Consider the following 24,274-nt stretch of genomic DNA (forward strand, 5'->3'; position numbering starts at 1 on the left):
ACAGAGTAGTGAGTAGTGAGAAAAATGATACCTGAAAACCCAAATAATAAATGAAAAATGAGTGGTAAGGATGTTAGGGGTTAGGTGCTGGGAGACAGAGGACGGATGGCGGAAGTTAAGGAGTTAAGAATTAGAAATGATGAGTGATTACTATTGAAAAGCTAATAATCTAATCATCCAAAGATCGAACAATCTAAAAATCTAAAATAAACCGTTGCGCAACGGACAAGGCGGAAACCGAAAAGCCTTTAATCATAGAGTAGGTACAAATTATTTTAATTTAAAAACAACATGGAAAAATTTGAAAGTTTAAAAATCGAACAAAACGGATTGAGCAGTATCTATGGCGGTGTCAGATATATTGACACTTCTTTTGGAAGCGGAGATACAGCACAATGCGACTGCTTAGAAGACTCTAATGATAATGGAAAACCAGATCCAGGAGAGTGTATGGAAATAATCCCTTGTGAATAATGTATTAACTATTAAATCAAATATGTATGAAACGAATTAAAGATTTTCAAAATTCTGAAATGAATAGTGTTTCCTTGAACCAAATTAGAGGAGGCAATGAAACTTCACACACTGGTTTAAACTCCAATGGTCAATATACAGACGTATGGGAAGATAGTAATGGAGATGGAAAATTTGGTGTAGGAGATATGTTCTGCTTTGTAGAACCATATAATGCTCGCTAAAAACTGTTGAGATGTGTAATAAAAAAGAGGTAAGTATATTCTAGATATTTGCTTATCTCTTTTTATAAAAAACTACTTTTACAAGAACCTATTTTGTTAAAACCTAAAATATGAAACTAACATATCTTCTACTACTTTTAATGATAACAATCATCTCTTGTAAAAAACCACAACCAAGCAATGAAGAAATTGAAAAAGCGTTTCGGGAAGTCAATAATGAAAAACTTTGGAAAGAGTTAGAAGAAATGGTCGACAATGACCAATACTATAGAAACCAAAAAAATAGTCTCAACAAAGATGCTAAAGACTATAAGATAAAAAGGGATTCATTAGAAAATATAAGATACCTAAATGATCAAGCAAACACTAAGCGAATTCTAGAGATTACCGAGAAATATGGGTTCCCTAATTCAAATCGAACTGGAAAATCTATAGCTCCTTGGATATTATTTCATCATTCGCCTGTTGAATATCATGAAAAAATTAAACCCTTAATTGAGCGTGAATTTAATGCTAAAAGAATGGATAGTAATACTTATAGATTGCTTAAGTGGCATGTATACGGTAGAATAGGACATCCAGATGAAACAGAATTATAAATTATAGATAATACATGAAAACATATATAATATTTAATCTTTGTTTGCTAATCCTAATTTCTTGTAAGCCAAGTATCAAAACAAATAAAGAAATTGAGCAAGCTTTTTTGGCTTTGGATAAAGAGCTACTACAAAAGGAACTGAAACAAATGACCGATAATGACCAATTTTATCGATCCCTTTTAGATTCTCTATATCAGACAGGAAAACAACCGCCTCAAAAAGAATGGGACTCCTTATGGAACTTACAGAAACAAATCGATAACCAAAATACCCAGAGGTTACTAGAGCTTACCGAAAAATATGGTTTTCCCGATCCTCAAAGAAGTGGAAAACCAATTCCCATATGGCTCATATTCCAACATGCGGATGATAAATATTGTGATCAACTGATGCCACTATTAGATCGTGAGTTGGAAGCAAAACGATTGACCGCAGCAGAGCATCATATGATCCAATGGAATCTGGAAGGTCGACAGGGAATGCCTCTCAAAATTATAACTCAAAACTAATATATTTTACATACTATGATCCTCGTAATTGGTGATACTAACGATATCACCACTAATATTGCTATGGAGTGGATTCGCCATTATACTAAAAATGTAAAACGAATTAACTTCTCTGACTATACTCCTTTAGATAGTCTTAAAATCACAAATCAAAATTGCACTACAAAAATTGCAAGTATTGATACAAGCGAAGTTGAAAAAATATGGCATCGTCGTGGAAGTATTCGTTTTTTACCAATTACACTTAGAAATGCTAACTCATCTTTATACACCTATCTAAAAAAGGAGGAAGATAGTTTATTAAAATCGTTAGAAGATATTCTTGGTGATACTAAAGAATATATTGGTAGTTATCATAAGGAGGTTGAAAATTATAAAATTGATTATTTGTTAAAAGCCAAAGATTGTGGCATTCGAATCCCGGATACATTAATAACAACTTCTAAAAAAGAATTACAATCATTTTTTAATACTTATGATCAAATTATTACCAAAGACATTCGTTATGGTATAAAGATAAAAGCTCAGGATTCTGGGATATATTCAGGAGGTACCTTTGTCGTATCCGAAGATATGATTACCTCTATGAAAAAACATTTTGCTCCCACATTGGTACAAGAAAAGATTGAAAAAAAGTATGAAATCCGAGTTTTCTTTTTCAAAACCACCTTGTATCCTATGGCTATCTTATCACAAAACGACTCCAAAACTTCAGTCGATTACCGTAATTACAATAGAGAAAAACCTAATAGAAATGTTCCTGTTCTTTTCCCAAAACACATTGAACAACAAATACTAAATTTTATAAAAAGATCTGGACTTTCTACAGGATCTATAGATCTTATCGTAGACAAGGCGGATGATTATATATTCTTGGAAGTAAATCCACAGGGACAATTAGACTGGGTTTCAAAACATTGCAATTATTATATCGAAAAGAATATCGCAGAATATCTAGTTTTTAAATAATCAGTACTAAAATAATATGGACCAAATAAAGAAAATACAACCCATCTTGCCACTTACGTTTCAAAAAGCAGAAATTAAAAAAAATAGAAGTTTCAAACTACAAAATAATACAATTGCAATTGATTACATAGATACAGATGCAATGACTCCTTATAGTTTTTACAGACCAATTTCAAAAACTTTTACCCTATGAATGTTCAACAAGAAACACCTTTTAAACTTATTGCAAATTGTATTCCTGTAAAAGGAGCTAAAAGAAGTTCTATTTGTGATCTTCATAGAGGATCCATACAACTAATTCCTAATGATTTATATGAATTAATAAAAAATCGTGAAGGTAGTTCTATTATAGAAATTAAAAAGAAATATGACCATAAATATGATACCATTATAGATGAATATTTTGAGTTTTTAATTGATCATGAGTTTATTTTCTTTACTGCTACTCCAGAATTATTCCCAAAAATGTCAATGAATTGGTATCAGCCAAATACAATTACTAATGCAATTATAGATGTGGGAAAACAAAGTGATTATAATATATATCACGCTTTAGAAAATCTAAACGAACTTCGTTGTAAACATGTTGAGTTTCGTTTTTTTAAAAAGATTTCGCTAGAAGAAATTAAAACAATTGTAGAATTTTTAGTTGATATAAAATCATCTATCATCTCGATAGATTTTACAATCCCTTTTGACAATGATTTTGAGATAGAAACAATTCAAAATTTTATGTCTACTAATGGTAGAGTTTCTTCTTTTAGGTATTACGGAGGTCATGAAAACAAATTCATCTCCCCAATTGATAATAGAAGAGGATATATTATAATTACAGATACTATTATAAGTAACGAAAAATGTTGTGGTATCATCGACTCAAGTTTGTTTTCTGTTAATATTAGTACATTTACAGAATCCCAGAAATTTAATTCCTGCCTAAACAGAAAAATTTCCATTGATGCCAATGGTCATATCAAAAACTGTCCTTCTATGATGAAAAGTTATGGGAACATAACAGCTATAAATCTAAATGAAGTAGTTGAACAGAAAGAGTTTAAAAAGTACTGGAATATCTCTAAAGATAAAATAAATGTATGTAAAGATTGTGAGTTTAGACATGTCTGCACAGATTGCAGAGCATATATCGAAAATCCAGCAAATATTTATAGTAAACCTCTTAAATGTGGTTATGACCCTTACACCAATACATGGGAAGATTGGTCAAAAAACCCTTTAAAATCAAAAGCTATTGAATATTATGGTTTACAAGAGTAATGAATAAAAAACTAAACTTATATAGTAACACTTTCTACATTTTTGACACTAAAAGGATAACTAACTGAATCAACTACGATGAATAAATATAACTTTCTCCTTATAAGTATCCTTTTCACTCAACTCGCTATCGCACAACAAGGGTTTGATCCTTGTTTTCGGTTTGTGGCCAAAGACAGTATAAAAATACACCTGGATAATGCAGAAAGACCTGTTACGCAAGATTGTGCTTTCTTTTACAGATTGGCTAAAGTAAATCCAGAAAACCTAACCATCGAAGGTGCTTTTAAAGATTATTATATAGCTAATGATGCTATTGCCACCAAGGCCACTATCATAGATGGGTTACTAGAAGGAAAAGCTATCGTGTATTATGAAAATGGTAACAAATTGATGGAAGGCGTTTATAAAAATGGGAAGAAAGTAGGGATTTGGAAACACTGGTATGAAAATGGAAAACCTTATTTAACTTATAGCTACGAGGATAATACCGCTAAAATCTTGGAATACTATACAAAAAGAGGTAAGAAAAAAGTAGAAAATGGAAATAGTAACGGAAAAACTATAACTATTAAAAATCATAGACATGCTAACATAAAGGGAAAATTGAAAAATGGACTTCCAGATGGTCAATGGACATTGTCTCGAATTACTACAAATACAATTGTTTTTAAAGAAGAATATAAAAATGGTAGATTTATTAAAGGAGAAGGATACCCATTTGGATCACCCACTTTAAAAAAATATACTGATACACCTTATATTAAACTAGATGATGGTATCGAAGCTGCCAAAATGATAAACATAAAAGAATGTAATTCTTGTACCAAACATATGGCACGATATACAAAACTAGGATATCAATCTCCCGAAAAGGATAATAATTTTTATGAGTATCTCTCTAAACATTTTACTACCGATAATACCAAGGGATACACTCTATGTAGTTTTGTTGTTAGTACAGAAGGAATACTAACAGATATTACTGTAGATCAAAGCAGTGCAGTTATCCATGATGATAGAGCTACTTTAAAAATGCTAATTCAACAATCTGGTTTATGGAAAGCTAGAATTATTAAAGATGCAATGCCTAAAAGAGGTCTAAACGGAATTTCTCGTAAAGATATTAATGAACCTATCCCAACGGTCATCAATTTTGTGATTCATTATACGAATAAAGGATACCTACTATATCCAGAAACTATCGTCACAAAAGCCATACAAACAAAAAAATAGAAAATAATTCCCCAAAAATGGGTAACAAATTGGCTTAAAACTACACTAAAGTAATAGAAACTATATGTATCTTTTATGAAACACAAACTCATCGTCATAGTACTCTTATGTACTACTCTAATGCATGCTCAAAACACTAATACCGGAACGAGCAAACATTTACTAAAAGGAAATTTGCTCATTACTCCTAGCTTGGAATATGAAAAAAGAGTAACGAATGCTACTACCCTAAGTCTACAATTAGGAGTAGAACTGGGAGCGATAGAAAACGAAATTCTGGATGAAACTCGAGTCGTATTATATCCTACGCTAGACATCGATTACCGATATTATTACAACTTTAGAAGGCGGCAAGGAAAAGGAAAAAATACTACTCGTAACTCGGCAAATTACTTTGGATTGGCCAATTCTTTTTCGAATGCTAATACTGTTTTTAGTGATTTTAATCCTAGAGATGCTTATTTCATTACCATTGCTGGAGTATATGGTTTACAGCGAACGTATTGGAAAAAACTAAATCTTAGATTCGAGTTTGGAGCTGGGTATGGATTTAGTGATATTCAGGAATCGGTAGTTCCTGTGGTTAATTTTTCTCTGGGATGGGTATTATGGAATCAATCATAGTAAGAAGATGAAACAAGAACAACAACTCCTATATAAAGTCATGCGTCATTTTGAAGGAATGCAAAAAATGGAAGTATTTGATTTTCTGCATAGAATGGAAGTATTATTGCATTATGCCAAAAACCCTTTGCGCCTAGAGCATCTTAAAAAGGTCATTTCTTCCAATATCGATCAGGAAGCAGATATACACCCTTTTGGATTTACTATTTTACCTAATGGTAATTTCTGTGAACTCGAAGGTGCTAATGATTGGATTCATATCTATAAAGAAAATAAAAGAGGTTGGAGTAGGTGTATTCCATTTAACACTTACTACTTTAAAACCAAATATGCACCCCTAGAATTGGTAAAACTTACTAAGAAACATCTGCAAGAAAATGTGCGAAATACAAAACATGAGCACGAAGTAGGAACATTTTTATCGGTTTATACTATTACTAAAAAAGATCATGCCAGTGGTAAAATGTCATTGCTGGAGATTGTTTGATTTTTGACATCGAGCAAGGAAAAAAGCTTCAGGTAAATTTCAATCTTATAGTAAGAGAAAACTGAATTTTAGTTTCTTATTGTAGGATACTAAAATTCAGTCCTCACTTCTCACTTATTGTCTCTTCCAGTATGTATACTAAAAACTTTGAATGACATACATATAAATCGGCATGCCTAAGGTAATATTAAATGGAAATGTAATTGCTAATGCCATTGGCAGATACAAACTAGGATTGGCTTTGGGTGCTGCAATCCGCATCGCTGCTGGTACAGCAATATACGAAGCACTTGCTGCCAAAATAGCTAGTAAAAATCGATCCCCATCATTAGATAAAAATACTTCAGAAATCTTTGCTACGAATAGACCATTAATCAACGGAATAACGATAGAAAACAAGAAAGCAAACCATCCTTTTTTAAGTAATGCCCCGATTTTCTGACCGCTGGTAATTCCCATATCTAATAAGAATACGGCCAAAAATCCTTTGAAAATATCTGTGGTAAATGGTTTGATTCCTTCTGCTTGTGCATCACTGGCTATAAAACCGATCACTAAACTCCCTAGAATCAAAAGAACACTTCCGTTGGTAATGGCATGCTTCACCAACTGAAATAATTCGTTAGCAGATTTTTTTCCATCAGAATATAATCGTAGTAATAATACTCCAATGATAATAGAAGGTGCTTCCATAAGCGCCATCACCGCCACCATATGTCCTCCAAAATCAATTCCTTCCATCTCTAGAAAACTCACTGCCGTTACAAAAGTAACCGCACTTACAGAACCATAGGCCGCAGCAATTGCACCTGCATTTTCTACCGTAAATTTTAATCTTAAAATAAAAAATGTGTACACAGGAACTAAAAGCGCCATGACAATTCCGGCAACTATCGCATAAGTGATATCTACATTGTACGAACTGTGAGCTAACTCTTGCCCTCCTTTGAAACCTATGGAGAGCAAGAGATATAATGAAATAAACTTAGAAGAGTTTTGAGGAATTTTAAGATCACTTTTTACTTGCGAAGCGATAATTCCTAATACAAAGAAGAGTAGTGCTGGATTGGTTAAATTATCAACCAAAAGATGTAAATTCATCTCTAAATATTAAATAAGGAGTTAGTCAATAATTTCAATGTTTAAAACACCACTTATTTTCACTCTCTTACCACCTAACATTGCTTCTTTATAAATAGGTTTGAAATTTTCTTTCTCCTGTAATAGCTGAGATACTCTGCTGTCATCAAACTTCGTATCGCTATGCATATCTCCTTCGCAAATGGATAGCCTGTGTAATTTATGAAAATTTACTTTTTCTCTTATTAAACTATTAATCACATCTGATGCTTCTGATGGTGTAAATACTCCATCTACCAATTGTACCTTGTGTGTAACTTCTGTAGATACCATAATTATTCTGATTTTGATTTAAAATTATTCTTTGATTTAAATGCCACGAAAGCAACAAGTCCTAGTATTGCTCCAACTTTTAGAAGCTCTGAAAACAATGCACTATTTGCCAAATAACTCATTACAGCGACAACTGCATACAGCAAAACGAATGCAACCAGCGCAATGATTTTGGAAAAAGTAAAGAGTTTGGATTTGTTGATTTGAAGTGTGAGTATCGATTTTTCGTTATGAACTTGTATCGCACTCGAAGACCATTTTATATCTGTTTCCATACTAATAGCTTTTTGATATTATTACTATGTTCTGGGTGTAAAATTACCAAGTCTAATTCATATGTTTTTATTTATATTTATAATAAGAAGCATAAAAATTATTTATGTTCATTTAAAAATCACAAAAATATGCTTAGTAACAATGTATTTCCAACTAATTAAAAAACAGGTATTTAACACGCAATAAAGACCGCCGATAAATTATAAAATACTGTCTACGATTTCCTGAAAAAATTAAAGTAATACGTCGCTAAAAAAATTGAAATTGTATGAAAATCTATCCATTTTCATCTAAATTTTTCAAATTCATACAGATAAAAACGAGCATTAAAGATATTTTTATGAAATACCAGATTTATATGGAATCTGAGGTAAGTTCTTCTATTACGATTCCATTTTCTAAAGCATCAATAACTCCCATCGCGGCTCTTTCTCCAGATATCATTGCAGCGTTTAAAGAACCATTAAGTTGCTGGTCTCCTGCTATAAAAATAGTGGGTGTTAATCGAGTTTCTGAAGGTAACATTTCGTACTGTAGATTCGTGATATCAGGTAGTGCATGAGAAATATCATAACGCTTTATAAACCGATCTACTTGGATAGAACAATGTTCTGCCAATTCTGCTGTAACCTTTGCTATCAAATCGGTTTCTGATAAATTATGTGATCTAACAACCGTTACCGACAATAGCTCTTTGCCAGAAGTGGTATTGGGTTGTAAAACCGTTGGGTAACAGATATTATTAATTAGCGTTTCTTTATGAGGGATAAGACCAATTAATGGTTTATGGATTGCTCGATCTTTTGTTTCGAAATACAGTGTATCACAACTTTTCCAAGTGATTTGCTGATTTTTCAGGTTCGGAATTATAAAACTAGGTTCTGTAGCTATGATGGTAAAATGGCTCTCCATTTCTTTCCCTTCTGTAGTTACAATTAAACCCTCAGCTACTTTTTCAACTTTCGTATTATATATAAACGAAGTATGGTCTAGTGCAGAGACCAATTGTTTCGTTATTTCTCCAATACCCAATTTAGGGATAGCCGCATTACCATCTCCGAACATTTTATAAACAAACTTGAACATTCTAGAAGAAGTCTGAAGGTTCTCTTCTAAGAAAATCCCGGTAAAAAAAGGTTTAAAAAACTGATGGATGATCTTACTAGAAAATCCAAAATCTTCTAAAAATGATACCGTGGTTTGTTCTCTTTCTTCGAAGATATCATGAATGGTTGTTTTTTTTAGAATCTGATTGAGTTTTAAAATCTTTCTCTTATCAGAAAAGCTACCAATATTTGCAGTAATCGTAGGCCATAATAATGATAGATCTCTTAGAGGATCTCCAATAATTTTCTGTTTACCATCTTCAAATATTGCAGCTCCTGGTAAAAACTCCTGAAGCGCTAGTCCATTAAAATCTAAATATTGTTTTGCTGCTGGATATGAGGTAAGTAATACTTGAAAACCGTGATCTATAGCGTATCCTTCTATCTGATCTGTTTTTACTCTACCACCACAACTATCTTCTGATTCGATAATAACTGGATGATACCCAGATTTTTCTAGAACTTGCGCTGCAATTAAACCACTAATCCCAGCTCCAACAATATGAACTTTATACTCAGATTTTTTCAAACTTTTTATTTTTAATTGGTTTTAGATCTACAAATAAGCAACAGGAAACATTATCCCTCTCAGAATACTAGTTCATTCTAAGATTGAAATCTAAAATTCTACGGATATTCCTTTTGTACTTATTTCTGCAGTTTTTGATGATCCTTCTTTTTATGATATTGTTTATCTCTCCAGGCTGCACCCATTCCATAAGACCGTAATTGAAAATATTTTTATCATAACTATGTCGTATCATCCCGTTTTTGTAAAACGTGTAACTATCCTCTAGTCCTTTTTTTCCTATTACAACAGTACATAATTCTTCTAATCCTTCTTTCATTTTGTTTAATATTTTTCATTTTACATTAAACAAAAATACAATAATTGCATTAGATTAAAAAATAAGAAGCATCGAGAAATGCTACATATAAATTTGTTTAACAAATATTTACCATTCGTTTTATCACTGAAATATGCAAAAAGAGATCAACTAAAAAGGAGTATTCTTTGAAGTAAAAAATGATACACTCATATCAAATACCAATTCTCATATAAAATGGTATTAGTTTTTATTCGCTATAAGACTCCTAAAAAACAAACAGTCATAAAAATAAATTTATGACTGTTTGAATCCGTGCTATAATAGCTTCTTTATTAATGAACAATGACCTTCTTAACAATAGGCTTTTGCTTATTATTTACCTTAATGATATAGACACCTTTGCTAAGATTATTGAAACTGTATTCAGTTTGTTGAATATCAGATATACTTCGTATGGTTCTGCCTGAAATATCAAATAGTGTAATATTTCTGATACTATTATATTCGGATAACTTAAGATTTACGGTTCCCTTGCTTGGGTTAGGATACACTTGTACTGTGACTGCTTCATCTTTTACAATCGTTTCATCTGCTGCTCGCTGATCACATCCTGAAGCGAAACTGATCCAATCTAATTGAATATTCCTACTTGCATTATGAAAATACAGATATACTACATGATTCCCTGAAGCAGAGACATCAACAGTCTTCTCTATATAAGTATTCCAACTTCCGGTACTTTCTGGGTAGATTTCTGCAATGGTATTGCTCTCCTGATTGTTATCGAGTCTAATTTTCATATATCCATTTTCGTTATTCCCTTTGGAATATCTGAAGGTAAACTTACCGCCTGATACATTTACATTATCAAACTTTAACCAATGCGAATAACCAATATTGGTCATTACTCCATTCGTATTGGTCAGCTGATAAAAATTCTCTACATGATCCTCTGCTTCTATTTTGTCACATGTAGTACCACCTCCAGAATTATTAGATACTTGAAATTTTATCCAATTCACATTGTACAATCCTCCGGATATATCTAATCGCAAAACCTGATTTGCATTTCCATTGGTGATTTCTACATTAGGTATGATAACATCTTGCCAAGATTGCCATCCGTTGGTATTTGGGATTTGGGCAGATCCTAAAACAGATGTTCCTAATTTTAGCGCTATTGATTTCGTATTACTTTGGGTACTGGCTACTCTTAAAACAATATCATAAGTTCCCGTACTAATACTACCAATAGTATACTCTAACCATTCTCCATTAGCAGTCCAGCCTACATTAGTACCTCCATTGGTATCGCTGGTATTTTGTATATCTACTCCTTCATTCGTTCTTCCTTGTCCTCCATTATTACTGGCATCGGCATCATTATAAGCAATTCCCTGTCCTCCGTTATCATAATCTTCTGCCTCAATGATTCCAGGAATGCTATGGCTTGTAAAAGGTGTCTGTATTGGATCTACCGGATCCCCTTCGGCAATCACTACACTTCCTAAATTAGTAGGACAATCATTGTTACCCCAACGCACCCATACGTTATAATTACCTGGAGAAAGATCATTAAATGTTGCAGATCCTGCATTGTCGTTTACTTGTAATGGATACGTTGTCCCTCCATCGTTACTAAATTCTATGGCACTTCTCCCAGAAACATCCGAGAATGTAAAGGTAATTTTTCCGTCATTTTCGCCTAGCGTTGTTTCATTTGTAGCACTTACGGTAGCCGTGGGAAACGGAGTACCGTTACAATCGGGAATATCAATACCATCAGAAAAAGCTTTAAAGTTTCCTGATAAGTGCATAAAACTCATCATATATAATAACCCATCATAATAACGATATTGACCTGCCGGAATAGGGGTATCAAAAAACTCATCGATAAAAGGCCATACTTTTGCATCTTCTAATGCCAACGCTCCTACAGCATTACATGCCACTAATCCAGGAGAATGATCGCTATTTCTACTAAAAGATCCATCCAAAGTCCATAAGGAGCTATATCCTGGTTTATCTTTAAAGAAATCAATCTGATTATCAATCAACGGCTGAATACTATTTTTACTTTTCTGAAACCAGGCAAAGTCAAATCCCATATTCATAATATTTCTCCAGGCATCGAACTCAAAATTACCATGGTTTCCTTGGTTTACTGGTGTACCATCAAACTCTGAATAATCAGGCATTAATCCTGTTTGCGGATGTGCCGCTCTAGGCAGTAAATATGTCCTACTTACATTGGCCATCTCTGCCCATAATTGATTGTTATTGTCTGCTTCTAACGCCCATATTTCATAAAAAGCTGGAAGGTGATACGATGGATCTGTAAAACTGGCCGAATTACCACAAATTCCAAATACTATTTGCCGCTCGTCTAAATCTACCAGACCTGTTGGGCAAGATCCTGTACTTGGTGCTGGTTTGTTTAGCATACTATCTAAAATGTAATTTGCTTCTGCTCGATAATTAATACCTCCTGTACTACCCCAAAGTCTATCGGCAAAAAACAAAGCAGTTACAAAATACTCCTCACCATCTGGTGCAGAATTCTGGTCAATCATAGAAAAATTAGTTCTGTTTAATTGCCAGGAAAATAAACCTTCTCTTTGAGTACCTTCGGGATGCTGACTATATCTTTTGGCAAAACGCCATAGGTTATCAAACTCAGTTTTTTTACCTAATTGTACACAGATCATCATTCCATAAGACATTCCTTCAGAACGAATATCATTATTTCCTGTGTCTAATATATAGGCCATATCATTTCCTACTTCGTAATAAAGTCGTTCATTGTTACTATCGCCATTAACAAAATATTGATCCCAAATAGCATTCATTTTCTGTGCTACAGCAGCTTCAGTTTTTCCGGATTCTACAAACATATTTCTATAGACCCCAGATTCAAACGATGGTACTGATGGAATTACAGGAGCTGATCTTGGTGGTGGTGGAGATCCTAAAAAAGTAAAAGTGATCTGATCCAAAAAGGTATCGTTAGATCCATTATCTGTGGTTAATTCTAATGTCAATGCAACAGGATTTGTACCTGATATAGTGATCTCTTTTGTGCTGGTGGACGTTGAGGTTCCCGAAAAACCAAATGAGCCTAAACTATTTCCGGCAAGCATTAGATCGATCCTAGCTTCATTGTTATTGGAAGAAGCTCCTGTAATTTCTACACGATACAAACCGGGAAGTGTGGAAAGATTTACGATACCTTCTGCTTTATCTCCATTGCCATAAAAAGCAACTCCATTAAATGGTGTATCGATAGCTCCAGCATAAGGACCACCAACATTTAGATCTTCGATCTGAACTGTGACTTGCCCTGATACCACCATGGCACAGAGCAATAATAATGTGAATAGATTAGTTGTAATTGTTTTCATAAGAAGTTTGTGTTTTAGATAATTAGTTGACCTAAAACTATTATATTTTCTTTCAAACAATTAGTTGATAATTAAATCCTAATAAAAAGCGTTAAAAAATTGAGGAAGTAACAAGAGGTTCTTATCTATTAATCTTGCTGACAGACAACGCAAATATCTGATATTCAAATATTTATTATGTTGTTTTTTGATGGGAAATTTAGTGTTTTTTAACGAAAACGTTTTCGTTAAAATTTTACTATTGTTCATCTGTATCTTAATAATGCATATACCTTTTTATTTCGTTCTAAGCTATTATTTTGTTTTAGATTATTTAAAAAAAAGAAACCCTGTAAACTATATTAATTTACAGGGTTTCCTCGGTTTTAAGGATATTATGTGCGTGTTATAGTCCTTCTAAAAATCCTAAATAAGCAGGTTTTCTTTCAAAGGATTCATCGAATAAAAGAGGCCATTCTGGTCTTCCATTATTCTCTGGAATTAACCAGGTATCATCATCCTTTAATCCCCAAACAGTAATGGCATATTTTTTATTCTGCGGAATCGCATTAAAAATCTCCACTACTTCTCGTACTCTCTGTCTTTGCGCCTGAGATCGTTCTTCAGTAAGATCTGTTAGATCATTCGCTGCATTAAGTTTTACATCTAACTCCGCAAAATGTACCAATACATCTTTTGCTACTAATTCATCCGTAGCTTGTTGTATTTCCTCTTTTGTTGGGAAGTTATAATCTATATGCATTTGATATCCAACACCATCGATAAGATCGCTTGCTAATAAATCATCTACCATATCAAGTACTTTTCCTCTTTTTGTACCATCGAAGGTCATATTGTAATCGTTGTAAAACAATTTTACATTCGGATCTGCCGCTCTAGCAAAAGCAAAACACTTCTCTACATAATTATCACCCATTCGCTGCAAGAACAATGTATTTCTCCATTGAATACTCGCATCATCATCGATTGCTTCATTTACAACATCCCAAGAATTAATTCTACCTTGATATCTTGTAAACACATCTGTAATATACTGCTCAATTAGGTCCTCGAACTCTTGATCTGTTCCTGTAAAATTCTCTAAAGCTGCAGGAATACTTCTATGCCATATTAAGGTATGTCCATGTACATTTAGATTATTAGCTTCTGCATAATCGATTAACGCATCAATTTTACTCCAATCGTAAATAATATTCCCTGAGCCATCTATTCCAGTAAAAATAGAGGCCATTTTCATATCATTTTCAGCAGTAATACTACTAAATTCTGTGGTGTAAAGCTCATCGTAAGCAGTGATGTTTGTTCTGGCTTCTGATACTGCTACACCGACAAAGAAATTATTTTCGGTAGCTGATTTTAGCGTTACATCCTCTGGAAACTCTTCATTAGTTTCTACACTTATGGTATTAGAATTTTCTGAAACTTCACCATTTACAATTGCTCTTACTCTGTAGTAATATTGGGTATTTAAGGATAAACCTGATATATCCTGAAATAACTGATTTACTGCTAAACTCTCGTATCCCTGAACAAAAGATCCAAAATTAGGATCTGTAGCTACATCCAGCTCATACCCACTAGCCAAAAACACATTGCTCCAATTAGCTGTAAAACTCGTAAAATTGATTTCAGAAGCTTCTTCTGCTACTGGCGGGATTGCTGAAAAACTTAACGTATTATCATCATCAGAACAAGCTACAAAGTTCATCAGTGCGATAAAAATTAAGGCATAGAAAACCTTAGTATATACTTTTTCTATTCTCATAGTAATTATTTTATAGAACACATATCCAGAGGAGTAAGACCTATTAAATTATATATGATTCCTCCGGACATGCGTTACTGTTATATTATTTTGAAAAGGGCTTTAGTCTAGCTCCAATACCTCTAGTCTAAGATTATCGTATCTATACCCTGATGGTACTACTCCTGTATCTCCCTCATGACTAATTTGCATTCTTATAGCCACTAGAGTAGCGGGATTTGGATCTCCCATACTTTGATTATTGACATCGAAGCCAAAACCAAAATCGGATAGTCTTAATCTTAGTGTTTGCCATCCTGATCCTGTTAGAGGAACTTTAAAAATCCAGTTGTCTGTAGTTGCATCTTTTAAAATAAATTCCATAACAGTTCCTGGATAATCATCTCCATTAATATCGAGAACAACAAAAGCATTTTCAGAATCTGTTGAGGTAGTAACCGGTGCTACTTCTTGATGACCACTTCCTGTAAAACCGTCTGTGCCTGTATCATCCCAAACAAGTTCTGCTCCACCGCTTCCATCTACTCCTAAGCCATTGCTAATCTCGAATCTATGATCACCATAACTAAACCAATCTGCATTATAATCATTATTAATGTTTGGTACTCCGTTTCCATCAAAATCACTGAATAAGATCTGAACAACTCCACCAACGATTGGTAAATCTTTAGAAACCATTCCTCCCGCTGTAACTACTGTAAATTCTGTAGTTTCTGTTTTTCCTTCAGGAAAGGTAAATAAGATTTCCTGTGGAGAAACCACGGTAAAATCACCTACCGATTCTCCATCAATAAGTACATCTTCTACATTAAAAAACCAATTTCCAAATGCTCTCATTTCTACACCTGCTTCTCCTTTTGATGGTGAAAATGTGTCCGCTACCGTTAAGGTAGGAGCTGGTTGCTTAATAGTAAACTCTGTAGAAACAGATTCTCCATAAAGGTTTGTAAAGGTTACGGTTTGATTTCCAAAACGACTCCCCTGATCAGCATCAAACGGAACATTAAAAAATAATGCTACGCTAGAATTTAATGTAGAGTTAAAAAAGGTGTTCACTGTTCCATCGAAGATAATTTCCTTCATATCATTCAATCCAGTACCTTCTACTCTTACTAGTTCTGCAGGAAATCCTTCATTGATGGCGGGCTCATCTCCCAGTGATACTATATTTACTATTTGTGGATCTCCGAATTGAAGTCCATCTCCGTTATCATCTCCACAGGATGATATACATACCAATAAGCTAACTGCTGAGCACAAAACAAGTAACTTCTTGATATACATCATTTCTTTATTTTTTTTCATCATTACTTATTTATTAGTCATTAATTACATAGTCTACTGCAGGACTCGCTGTATCTATAAACGATAACTCTGCAGATGGAATTGGTAGTAAAAAGTCATCATCATCGATACTGTCTATAAACAATGACTCTACATTAAACGGAACTAAGGTATTCACTGTTCCTCTATCCTGACTACTAATAATTGATCTTGCAGTCGATCTATCCATTCTTACTAAATCCAACCAGAATTTACCTGCTTCAAAAGCAAATTCGATTCTTCTTTCATCCATAAGTGATTCTCTTGTAATCATTCCTTTTTCGGATAATCCAGCTCTTCTTCTTATTTGATTAAAAGCATCGACTGCAGCAGCATCTCCAGTGGAATCAGCATTACCCATAATTGCTTCTGCATATATTAATAACACATCCGCATATCTCATTAATTGAGTACTCATATTAGTTCTCATAAAAAACACGTCTGGATGCTCATCTAGTGATCCTACAACATATTTTCTATAGCGTAATCTTGTCGCAGAATCATCTCCGTTTTCTGGGAATGTCCATCCTCCTTGACTCGTTAATAATTCAGGATAGAATCTTCCTGGTTCGCAAATAATCCATTGTCTACGGAGATCTTCTTCTCCAGCATCAGTAACTTTATCAAAGGATTGAAACAAATCGATACTTGGAGATACCGAACCAAAAGATCCATCATTTCCAATGACATCATCACTAGCGATAAGATATGCTTGATTGGTATTCTGAATACCCCATAATCCATTGATAGATGTCCAAACCCATCGATAAATCCCTTCTCCATTTACACTTGCAGATGGATTTATAAATTGATCTTGATAATTAGGTTGTAGACTATGTATTCCACTATCTATAACCATCTGAGCATAGTCTCTAGCCTTATCATAATCTTTTAGGGTTAAATACATCTCTGCCAAATAAGACCACGCCGCCGTTTTTCCTACTCTTATTGATCCTGCTGAACTTGTAGGTAATAATTCGGCAGCTTTTTGTAAATCATTTTCTATAAAAGCGTAAATACTAGAAACTGTGTTTAAAGGATACAACGAAGAAGTATCTGAAGTTACCTCATCGATCACCGGAATTTCTCCCCATAAACGCACTAAGTAGAAATAAGAAAAAGCTCGCACAAATCGCGCTTCACCTTCTACCTGATTTCTGACATCATCAGAAATTTCTTCGCTTAATGGCTGACTTACTACTTTTAATAATTGATTGGCATCAGCAATTCCTTTATAGAAACCTTCCCAACCTTCTAATAACACTCCGTTATTTACTCCCACAGAGAACAATCTCCATGGAGCATCTGATTCAAAACCAATCGAGTTACCCGCTAACATATCCAACGAATACATAAACTTATCATTTGTTGTAAAAAAGGATTGTCCATACAGGGAATTAGCTCCTGCTAATAATTGCTCATCTGTTTGATAAAAATTATCCTCGGTAATAGAATCAACAACATCTATTTCTAAAAAATCATCACCACAAGATGAGAGAAAGGTCAATACAATAGCATATGTAAAAATTCTCTTTATACTTTTCATACTAAACATATTATTTTCTTTTTCTTATTAAAATTGTACATTAAGTCCAAGCGTCATTGTTCTTGGAACGGGATATCTTCCGAAATCTATACCCTTGAATAAAGCACTTTGATTTAGTGATCCTACTTCAGGATCGTATCCTGAGTAATTCGTAAATGTGTATAAATTTTGGATTGTTGTATATACTCTTATCTGATCGAAAAACTTAATTTTTTCTCCAAAGGTGTCTTTAGGTAATGTACATCCCAAAGTGATACTCTGGATTCTTAGATAAGAACCGTCTTCTATAAATCTATCTGATACTCTATTATTTCCGTTTTTATCTCCATCAGAGTATCTTGGTAAACTTCCATCCGTATTGGTTGCACTATATCTATCAATTACTGAAGTTGCCTGATTTGCATTGAATCGGTTAACTCCTTCGATATATGTTCTAGTATAGTTATAAATGTCGTTACCATAGGTTCCCTGTAAGAATACTGATAAATCAAACATTCCATATCGGAAATTATTGGTCATACTAAAGGTAAAATCTGGATGTGGATTTCCTATAAATGTTCTATCATTATCATCAATCACTCCATCACCATTTAAATCTTTAAATCGTACATCTCCTAACCAGGTACCATTCGCTTCGTCTACCGAACTTTCTGCAGGAATAGCCGCAGGATCCGTTCCCGTCAAATCATCAATATCTCTAAATAATCCATCGGTTACAAAACCATAGAACATTCCGATAGGCTGTCCTACTTCTGATCTTGTTAGATTCGCAATTATTTCTTCATCTTGTAATGTTCCAATAATCGCATCATTTTCTCCTGATAGTTCTGTAATCTCATTACGATATAAACTGAATACAATGTTTGTATCCCAACTAAATTTTTCATTCGTAATATTCTTTGTGTTCAAAGTAACATCAATACCATCATTGATCATCTCACCAAAGTTCTCTACTGGTGCATTCACTCCTATAAAGGATAAGGTATTTAAACTCCCTAAGAAACCTGGTATAGGTCTGGTAGCTAAGAAATCTTTAGATGTTTTTCGATACACGTCTACATCCAATCTAATATTATTATCCAAGAAACCAAGTTCTACTCCTAAGTTAGGAGAGATTAAGGATTCCCATGCAACATTAGGATTATTAAAATTAGCTAAACTAAATCCACTTCCAAGTGCAGTATTTTGGTTTCTGAGAAAACTTAGATATAGAAAGTTATTTATATCCTGGTTTCCACTGGTTCCATATCCAGCTCTAATCTTGAAATAACTCCAAGCGCTAGAAATACTCTCCATAAAAGGTTCATCGCTTACTACCCATGCAGCTGACACTGATGGAAATAATCCCCATCTGTTATTAGGTCCAAATTTTGAAGAACCATCATATCGTAAGGAAGCTGAAAGTAAATACTTTGAATTATAATCATAATTAATTCTACCAAAATAAGATAGGAGAGAAGCTGCACCTTCGAATGATTCTGATAAGGATGTTTCAGCATCTCCAGTATTTAAACCAGGAACATCATTACTAGGAAAATTAGATCTTTGTCCTGATAATCCTTGGAATTGCGTTTTCTGAGCTTCTGTTCCTAGTAGAATATCAAAGTTATGATTTCCAATACTAGGAGTATAGGTTAAGTAATTTTTGAATAGATAGTATAAGCCTTCATTGGCTGCTCTAAAAGAAGAGTTCAACCCATTAGAAAGCGATCCAAAATCAAAAGTAGGGAAGAAACTTTGTGTTTTAGCAGTATTGTAGTCATACCCTAAATCTGTTCTGAACTTAAGATTGTTAGCTAATTTAAGATCTAAATAAATATTTCCATTCATTTTAAATCTTTCTAGCGTACTATTTCTGATTTCAGAGGCAGCTACTGGATTTAATGCTCCTGTATTACCTAAACCATTTTCTGGAGAACCGAAGCTTCCATCAGGATTTCTAACAGGCACATCAGGAGTTTGTCTTAATGCATTGATAATAGTACCATTTCGCGAGTCATTCAATCCAATTTGCTCTAATGAACTACTTAGGTTGATGTTATGTCCAAACTTGATCCAATCATTGTACTTATAATCTAAGTTTAGTCGTAATCCAAATCTTCTAAGACCTGAGTTAATTACAATACCTTCCTGATCAAAATAATTCGCTGAAGCATAGAATTTTGTTTTTTCTTTTCCTCCAGAGATCGATAACTGATGATTAATTATTGGTGCTGCTCTAAAAATAGCTCTTTGCCAATTTGTTCCATCTCCTAAAATACTTGGATCTTCAAATTGTGGTGCTGGTGGCAAATTCGTTGATGGTGATTGTCTAACCTCGTTCGAATATGCTGCGAATTCTCTAAGATTCATCATATCCAATAATTTAGGAGCCGTCTGAATCCCTCCGTAGGTTTCATAGCTTATTTTGGCTTTCCCTGTTTTTCCTCTTTTGGTAGTAATCAGAACCACACCATTTGAAGACTGTGCACCATAGATTGCAGCAGCAGAAGCATCTTTTAATACTGTAATCGATTCGATATCATTCGGGTTCAATGCTGATAAAGGGCTCAAAGCGGTTTGCCCTCCTGTTCCTCCAAAACGGGAAAAATTAAAGGAATTATCTTCAGAATTCTGAACGTTTACTCCATCAATTATATATAATGGCTCGTTAGATCCTGTAACCGAAGTTGTACCACGTATTCTTACGGATACAGCTCCTCCTGGTCTTCCTGTACTTCTTGTTACTGTTACTCCTGATACTAAACCTTGAATTCCCTGGTCTATATTCGTAACAGTTTGTTTTTCTAAAACATCTGCACTAATTGTAGCTACTGCAGAAGTAAGGTCTTTTTTTCTACTCTGTCCATAACCAATAACTACGACCTGTTCTAAATCGGTAGTTTCTTGAATCATTACGACATCAATTTTCTCTTGTTGCACAACAATTTTTTCTATTGTTTGCATCCCAACATAGGAAAACACCAAAATATCTCCTATTGATATTCCTGTGATTTCATAATTACCGTCAAAGTCTGTTAATACACCTTTATTGGTGTTTTTGACCGAAACGTTAACTCCTGGCAGGGGCAAACCAGATTGATCAGTGATTGTACCACTAATCACACTTTTTTCTTGCGAAAAAACATGCTGTGTCCCAATTATAAACAATGCAATAATTGCGAGTTTAAGTTTTATCATATATAATTTATTAAGGTTATACTTACTTTTAAAACCAGAACACACTTAAAATTAGTAAGAATATTCTGATAATTACGTTAAATTTTAAGTTTTCTTTAACTTTTAATTTTTAATGTTTTCGTTAAGATTTGTGTTGTACTTGTTTTTGTTTTACCAAGATCACTTGGTTGTTTTCCTCCAATATGTAATTGAATATCTCCTGATTTAATTTGTTCTTGTCCGTCGGTAGTAATCCAAGCATACTGTTTAGGAGTAACCGTAAAACTTACTTTTTTGGTTTCTCCGGCTTTAAGATTGATTCGTTGAAATCCAATTAAAGAGTGCGATGCTCCTTTATACTCTTTATCATTATGTGAGATATATAATTGAACCACCTCATCTCCCATCATCTCTCCTGCATTTGTAACCTGTACAGTTACATTAATATCTTCATTTGCTTTGATTGTTTCTGGAATTCCCACGTTAGCATATGTAAAGTTGGTATAAGACAAACCGTGCCCGAATGGGTATAAAGACTCTCCTTTAAAATACTTATATGTTCTATTGGTCATATCATAAGATTTGAAATCTGGAAGATCTTCGACAGATTTGTAAAAGGTTACAGGAAGTCTTCCTGCAGGATTATAATCTCCGAACAAGACATCTGCTATAGCTTTACCTCCAAACTCTCCAGGATACCATGCTTCAAGAATGGCTGGGATGTTTTCATCTGCCCAATTAATAGCAAGTGCACTACCATTCATCAGTACTAACACCGTTGGCTTTCCTAATGCATGGATCTCTTTCATTAAATTTATCTGAGATTTTGGAAGTGAAATTTCTGATCTGTCACCTTTATCAAAACCTTCTAAGACTACTGGCATTTCTTCTCCTTCGATATCTGGAGATAGTCCAAGGCATAACACAACAACTTCTGATTTTTTTGCTGCTGCTATTGCCGGAGCCAAAAGGTCTTGATCTAATTTGGCCCAAACTAGCTGTGCCTGTGGATCTGTATGATAATTATAATAGTCGATTTTTATATCATAAGATTCTCCTGCTACCATGTTCATATCCAAATACTTCATTTTAGGTTCGTGATCATCTTTAAAATCAACTTTCAATGAATCGTTTACATACAATTTACCAGCACTGCTAGCTCTTAATCCTACTCTATAGTTTCCACTTTCTTCTGGAACAATTTTTCCTGTCCATCTTACAGAGAAATTATCAGATGTAGCATTTTCGAATGGTTTTGTGGACACCCATATAAAGTTGACAATACTGTCATTTCGAGTTACCTTAGGGCTTCCTTTCCATTCCTTGTTATCAAAATATTCTCCTTTTAATCCATTAGTGTCACCATTCTTAAGTACCGATGATGGTATCGGTTGTAATAAAGGCCAACCTTTTGCTATATGACTTCCACTAGCATAGTTTATTTGTGCATTTGGAAGTTTATCTTGAATCGCTTTTAAGGGTGTAATATTATTTAAAGGAGTTCCATGATAATTTCCTAGTAGAACTTGTTTTGCATTTGCATTAGGTCCTATTACTGCAATTGATTTAATATCTTTCTTTAAGGGAAGGGTGTTGTTGTCATTTTTTAATAACACCATAGATTCTCTTGCCGTTTTTTCAGATAACTGATAGTGCTTTTGGCTACACACAACATCATACGATATTTTTGACCAAGGCACTATTTCTTCTGGATCAAACATTCCTAGTTTAAATCTTGCTTCCATTAACCTGGCTAATGCTCGATCTACTTTATCTTCATCTACTAAACCCTGAAGTACAGCATCGTTTAGGTTAGGGTCGAATACATCTCCACAATTAAGATCAGTTCCTCTATTTACTGCCAGAGCAGAAGCCTCAGCAGGGGTTTCGACTAATTCATGCTTATTTGGCTCCCAAAAATCGTTGATTGCCCAACAATCCGAAACCACATAACCATCAAACCCCCACTCTTTTCGAAGTATATCATTTAATAATAAATTACTTCCACAACAAGCTTCATCTCTATACCTATTATATGCACACATTACCGATTGTACATTTGCTTCTTTAATTGCAGCTTCAAAAGCAGGCAAATACGTTTCTTTTAGATCTCGATCAGATGTATGGTAATTGTCTTCGTGTCTTGATTTTTCTGGACCGCTATGCACTGCAAAATGTTTTGCTGTTGCTACCACTTTAAGGTAATTTGGGTCATCGCCTTGTAAGCCTTTTATGAAATTAACTCCCATTCTACTGGTGAGATAAGGATCTTCTCCATAGGTCTCCTGACCTCTTCCCCATCTAGGATCTCTAAAAATATTGATGTTAGGAGTCCAAAAAGTCAATCCTTGGTAAATCCCCCTTCTATCTTCTTTAATAAATCGATGATGTTTAGCCCTTGCCTCATCAGAAATCACCGTACCCACATCAAATAATAATGGTGCATCCCAAGTTGCTCCCATCCCAATTGCCTGTGGAAAAACAGTTGCTTTTCCTGCTCTAGCTACTCCATGCAAACATTCGTTCCACCAATTATAAGCAGGAACCCCTAAACGTTCTATAGCAGGAGCGTCATATCGCATCTGTGATACTTTCTCTGAAAGTGTCATATGACTGATTAAATCATTTACTCTTTCGCTTGTAGATAATTTAGGATCCTTATATTTATACTCCTTTTCATCCTCTTTCTTTGTATTACAACTTATACTTAATTGAAGAAGTATACATACTATAAGGAGCTTATTAATTTTATAAAGTTTTTTAAATATTTTTCTGGAATTCGTGTTTGTCATTATTACCTATTAAACAGATTGTTTTTCATGAGATTAAATCAAGGATAAAAACAAACAATCCCAACACCACTACTATCAAGAATATCTCGGCTAGAATTTTAATGTTAGAGTATTTCTTTCTCATCCTGATTAAACAATTAATAAATTTTTAACAATTTATGTACAGTATCAAAAAAACAGTAGTACATATAAAGCATATACTAAAACATTTGTTGCATTTTGCTTCTAAAACGCCTGTTTTACAACATTCTAAGCAATTTTTG

20 protein-coding genes are annotated in these 24,274 nt (G+C 33.9%); 9 read left to right on the forward strand and 11 right to left on the reverse strand.

The window, feature by feature from the left end:
* Positions 1 to 291 precede the first annotated feature (291 nt).
* The 9 genes from Q1B37_RS16015 (at position 292) to Q1B37_RS16055 (ending at position 6,400) form a co-directional block, all read left to right on the forward strand.
* Positions 292 to 474 (forward strand): hypothetical protein, encoded by a 183-nt coding sequence (locus tag Q1B37_RS16015; RefSeq protein WP_299900112.1) that lies wholly within the window; start codon positions 292 to 294, stop codon positions 472 to 474.
* Between the two features lie 26 nt (positions 475 to 500).
* Positions 501 to 698, forward strand: coding sequence for a hypothetical protein (locus tag Q1B37_RS16020; protein WP_299900115.1), 198 nt, complete (start codon positions 501 to 503; stop codon positions 696 to 698).
* 110 nt (positions 699 to 808) lie between these two features.
* Positions 809 to 1,297 carry a hypothetical protein gene (locus tag Q1B37_RS16025; RefSeq protein ID WP_299900118.1) on the forward strand — a complete coding sequence of 163 codons (489 nt, stop codon included), beginning with the start codon at positions 809 to 811 and terminating at the stop codon, positions 1,295 to 1,297.
* 14 nt (positions 1,298 to 1,311) lie between these two features.
* On the forward strand, positions 1,312 to 1,809 hold the full coding sequence (locus Q1B37_RS16030) for a hypothetical protein (RefSeq protein WP_299900121.1): 498 nt from the start codon (positions 1,312 to 1,314) through the stop codon (positions 1,807 to 1,809).
* A gap of 15 nt (positions 1,810 to 1,824) precedes the next feature.
* Positions 1,825 to 2,778, forward strand: a complete 954-nt coding sequence (locus tag Q1B37_RS16035) for a hypothetical protein (RefSeq protein ID WP_299900124.1) — start codon at positions 1,825 to 1,827, stop codon at positions 2,776 to 2,778.
* A gap of 189 nt (positions 2,779 to 2,967) precedes the next feature.
* On the forward strand, positions 2,968 to 4,053 hold the full coding sequence (gwsS, locus tag Q1B37_RS16040) for a grasp-with-spasm system SPASM domain peptide maturase (protein ID WP_299900127.1): 1,086 nt from the start codon (positions 2,968 to 2,970) through the stop codon (positions 4,051 to 4,053).
* Between the two features lie 78 nt (positions 4,054 to 4,131).
* Positions 4,132 to 5,289 (forward strand): hypothetical protein, encoded by a 1,158-nt coding sequence (locus tag Q1B37_RS16045; protein ID WP_299900129.1) that lies wholly within the window; start codon positions 4,132 to 4,134, stop codon positions 5,287 to 5,289.
* 75 nt (positions 5,290 to 5,364) lie between these two features.
* Positions 5,365 to 5,913: a DUF3575 domain-containing protein gene (locus Q1B37_RS16050; RefSeq protein WP_299900132.1), complete on the forward strand. Its 549-nt coding sequence runs from the start codon at positions 5,365 to 5,367 to the stop codon at positions 5,911 to 5,913.
* 7 nt (positions 5,914 to 5,920) lie between these two features.
* Positions 5,921 to 6,400 carry a hypothetical protein gene (locus Q1B37_RS16055; RefSeq protein WP_299900134.1) on the forward strand — a complete coding sequence of 160 codons (480 nt, stop codon included), beginning with the start codon at positions 5,921 to 5,923 and terminating at the stop codon, positions 6,398 to 6,400.
* A gap of 138 nt (positions 6,401 to 6,538) precedes the next feature.
* On the opposite strand, the gene Q1B37_RS16060 is transcribed toward Q1B37_RS16055, so the two are convergent.
* From Q1B37_RS16060 to Q1B37_RS16110, 11 genes are all read right to left on the reverse strand, one after another.
* Positions 6,539 to 7,501 (reverse strand): sodium-dependent bicarbonate transport family permease, encoded by a 963-nt coding sequence (locus tag Q1B37_RS16060; protein WP_299900136.1) that lies wholly within the window; start codon positions 7,499 to 7,501, stop codon positions 6,539 to 6,541.
* A 21-nt stretch (positions 7,502 to 7,522) separates the two neighbouring features.
* Positions 7,523 to 7,813, reverse strand: a complete 291-nt coding sequence (locus Q1B37_RS16065) for a hypothetical protein (protein ID WP_299609931.1) — start codon at positions 7,811 to 7,813, stop codon at positions 7,523 to 7,525.
* 2 nt (positions 7,814 to 7,815) lie between these two features.
* Complete coding sequence (locus tag Q1B37_RS16070) at positions 7,816 to 8,088, reverse strand: hypothetical protein (RefSeq protein WP_299900139.1); 273 nt, start codon at positions 8,086 to 8,088, stop codon at positions 7,816 to 7,818.
* 355 nt (positions 8,089 to 8,443) lie between these two features.
* Positions 8,444 to 9,724: an FAD-dependent oxidoreductase gene (locus Q1B37_RS16075; protein WP_299900142.1), complete on the reverse strand. Its 1,281-nt coding sequence runs from the start codon at positions 9,722 to 9,724 to the stop codon at positions 8,444 to 8,446.
* A gap of 67 nt (positions 9,725 to 9,791) precedes the next feature.
* Positions 9,792 to 10,043, reverse strand: a complete 252-nt coding sequence (locus Q1B37_RS16080; protein ID WP_299900145.1) for a hypothetical protein — start codon at positions 10,041 to 10,043, stop codon at positions 9,792 to 9,794.
* 314 nt (positions 10,044 to 10,357) lie between these two features.
* Complete coding sequence (locus tag Q1B37_RS16085) at positions 10,358 to 13,426, reverse strand: glycosyl hydrolase family 8 (RefSeq protein ID WP_299900148.1); 3,069 nt, start codon at positions 13,424 to 13,426, stop codon at positions 10,358 to 10,360.
* A 385-nt stretch (positions 13,427 to 13,811) separates the two neighbouring features.
* On the reverse strand, positions 13,812 to 15,191 hold the full coding sequence (locus Q1B37_RS16090; RefSeq protein ID WP_299900151.1) for an endo-1,4-beta-xylanase: 1,380 nt from the start codon (positions 15,189 to 15,191) through the stop codon (positions 13,812 to 13,814).
* Between the two features lie 102 nt (positions 15,192 to 15,293).
* The gene (locus tag Q1B37_RS16095; protein ID WP_299900153.1) at positions 15,294 to 16,499 is read right to left on the reverse strand and encodes a hypothetical protein; all 1,206 of its coding nucleotides are present in this window, start codon (positions 16,497 to 16,499) and stop codon (positions 15,294 to 15,296) included.
* Positions 16,500 to 16,509: 10 nt separating this feature from the next.
* Positions 16,510 to 18,060, reverse strand: coding sequence for a RagB/SusD family nutrient uptake outer membrane protein (locus Q1B37_RS16100; RefSeq protein ID WP_299900156.1), 1,551 nt, complete (start codon positions 18,058 to 18,060; stop codon positions 16,510 to 16,512).
* Between the two features lie 27 nt (positions 18,061 to 18,087).
* A complete protein-coding gene (locus Q1B37_RS16105) occupies positions 18,088 to 21,240 on the reverse strand; it encodes a TonB-dependent receptor (protein WP_299609915.1) in 3,153 nt (1,050 codons plus the stop codon).
* A 95-nt stretch (positions 21,241 to 21,335) separates the two neighbouring features.
* On the reverse strand, positions 21,336 to 24,011 hold the full coding sequence (locus Q1B37_RS16110; protein WP_299900159.1) for a glycoside hydrolase family 3 protein: 2,676 nt from the start codon (positions 24,009 to 24,011) through the stop codon (positions 21,336 to 21,338).
* Between the last annotated feature and the right edge of the window lie 263 nt (positions 24,012 to 24,274).

The organism is uncultured Aquimarina sp., from assembly GCF_947492965.1.
Lineage (GTDB): Bacteria > Bacteroidota > Bacteroidia > Flavobacteriales > Flavobacteriaceae > Aquimarina.

Coding starts and splice junctions, on each gene's coding strand:
- Q1B37_RS16015 (WP_299900112.1), top strand. CDS start 292: ATGGAAAAATTTGAAAGTTTAAAAATCGAACAAAACGGATTGAGCAGT.
- Q1B37_RS16020 (WP_299900115.1), top strand. CDS start 501: ATGAAACGAATTAAAGATTTTCAAAATTCTGAAATGAATAGTGTTTCC.
- Q1B37_RS16025 (WP_299900118.1), top strand. CDS start 809: ATGAAACTAACATATCTTCTACTACTTTTAATGATAACAATCATCTCT.
- Q1B37_RS16030 (WP_299900121.1), top strand. CDS start 1,312: ATGAAAACATATATAATATTTAATCTTTGTTTGCTAATCCTAATTTCT.
- Q1B37_RS16035 (WP_299900124.1), top strand. CDS start 1,825: ATGATCCTCGTAATTGGTGATACTAACGATATCACCACTAATATTGCT.
- gwsS (WP_299900127.1), top strand. CDS start 2,968: ATGAATGTTCAACAAGAAACACCTTTTAAACTTATTGCAAATTGTATT.
- Q1B37_RS16045 (WP_299900129.1), top strand. CDS start 4,132: ATGAATAAATATAACTTTCTCCTTATAAGTATCCTTTTCACTCAACTC.
- Q1B37_RS16050 (WP_299900132.1), top strand. CDS start 5,365: ATGAAACACAAACTCATCGTCATAGTACTCTTATGTACTACTCTAATG.
- Q1B37_RS16055 (WP_299900134.1), top strand. CDS start 5,921: ATGAAACAAGAACAACAACTCCTATATAAAGTCATGCGTCATTTTGAA.
- Q1B37_RS16060 (WP_299900136.1), bottom strand. CDS start 7,501: ATGAATTTACATCTTTTGGTTGATAATTTAACCAATCCAGCACTACTC.
- Q1B37_RS16065 (WP_299609931.1), bottom strand. CDS start 7,813: ATGGTATCTACAGAAGTTACACACAAGGTACAATTGGTAGATGGAGTA.
- Q1B37_RS16070 (WP_299900139.1), bottom strand. CDS start 8,088: ATGGAAACAGATATAAAATGGTCTTCGAGTGCGATACAAGTTCATAAC.
- Q1B37_RS16080 (WP_299900145.1), bottom strand. CDS start 10,043: ATGAAAGAAGGATTAGAAGAATTATGTACTGTTGTAATAGGAAAAAAA.
- Q1B37_RS16085 (WP_299900148.1), bottom strand. CDS start 13,426: ATGAAAACAATTACAACTAATCTATTCACATTATTATTGCTCTGTGCC.
- Q1B37_RS16090 (WP_299900151.1), bottom strand. CDS start 15,191: ATGAGAATAGAAAAAGTATATACTAAGGTTTTCTATGCCTTAATTTTT.
- Q1B37_RS16095 (WP_299900153.1), bottom strand. CDS start 16,499: ATGATGAAAAAAAATAAAGAAATGATGTATATCAAGAAGTTACTTGTT.
- Q1B37_RS16100 (WP_299900156.1), bottom strand. CDS start 18,060: ATGAAAAGTATAAAGAGAATTTTTACATATGCTATTGTATTGACCTTT.
- Q1B37_RS16105 (WP_299609915.1), bottom strand. CDS start 21,240: ATGATAAAACTTAAACTCGCAATTATTGCATTGTTTATAATTGGGACA.
- Q1B37_RS16110 (WP_299900159.1), bottom strand. CDS start 24,011: ATGACAAACACGAATTCCAGAAAAATATTTAAAAAACTTTATAAAATT.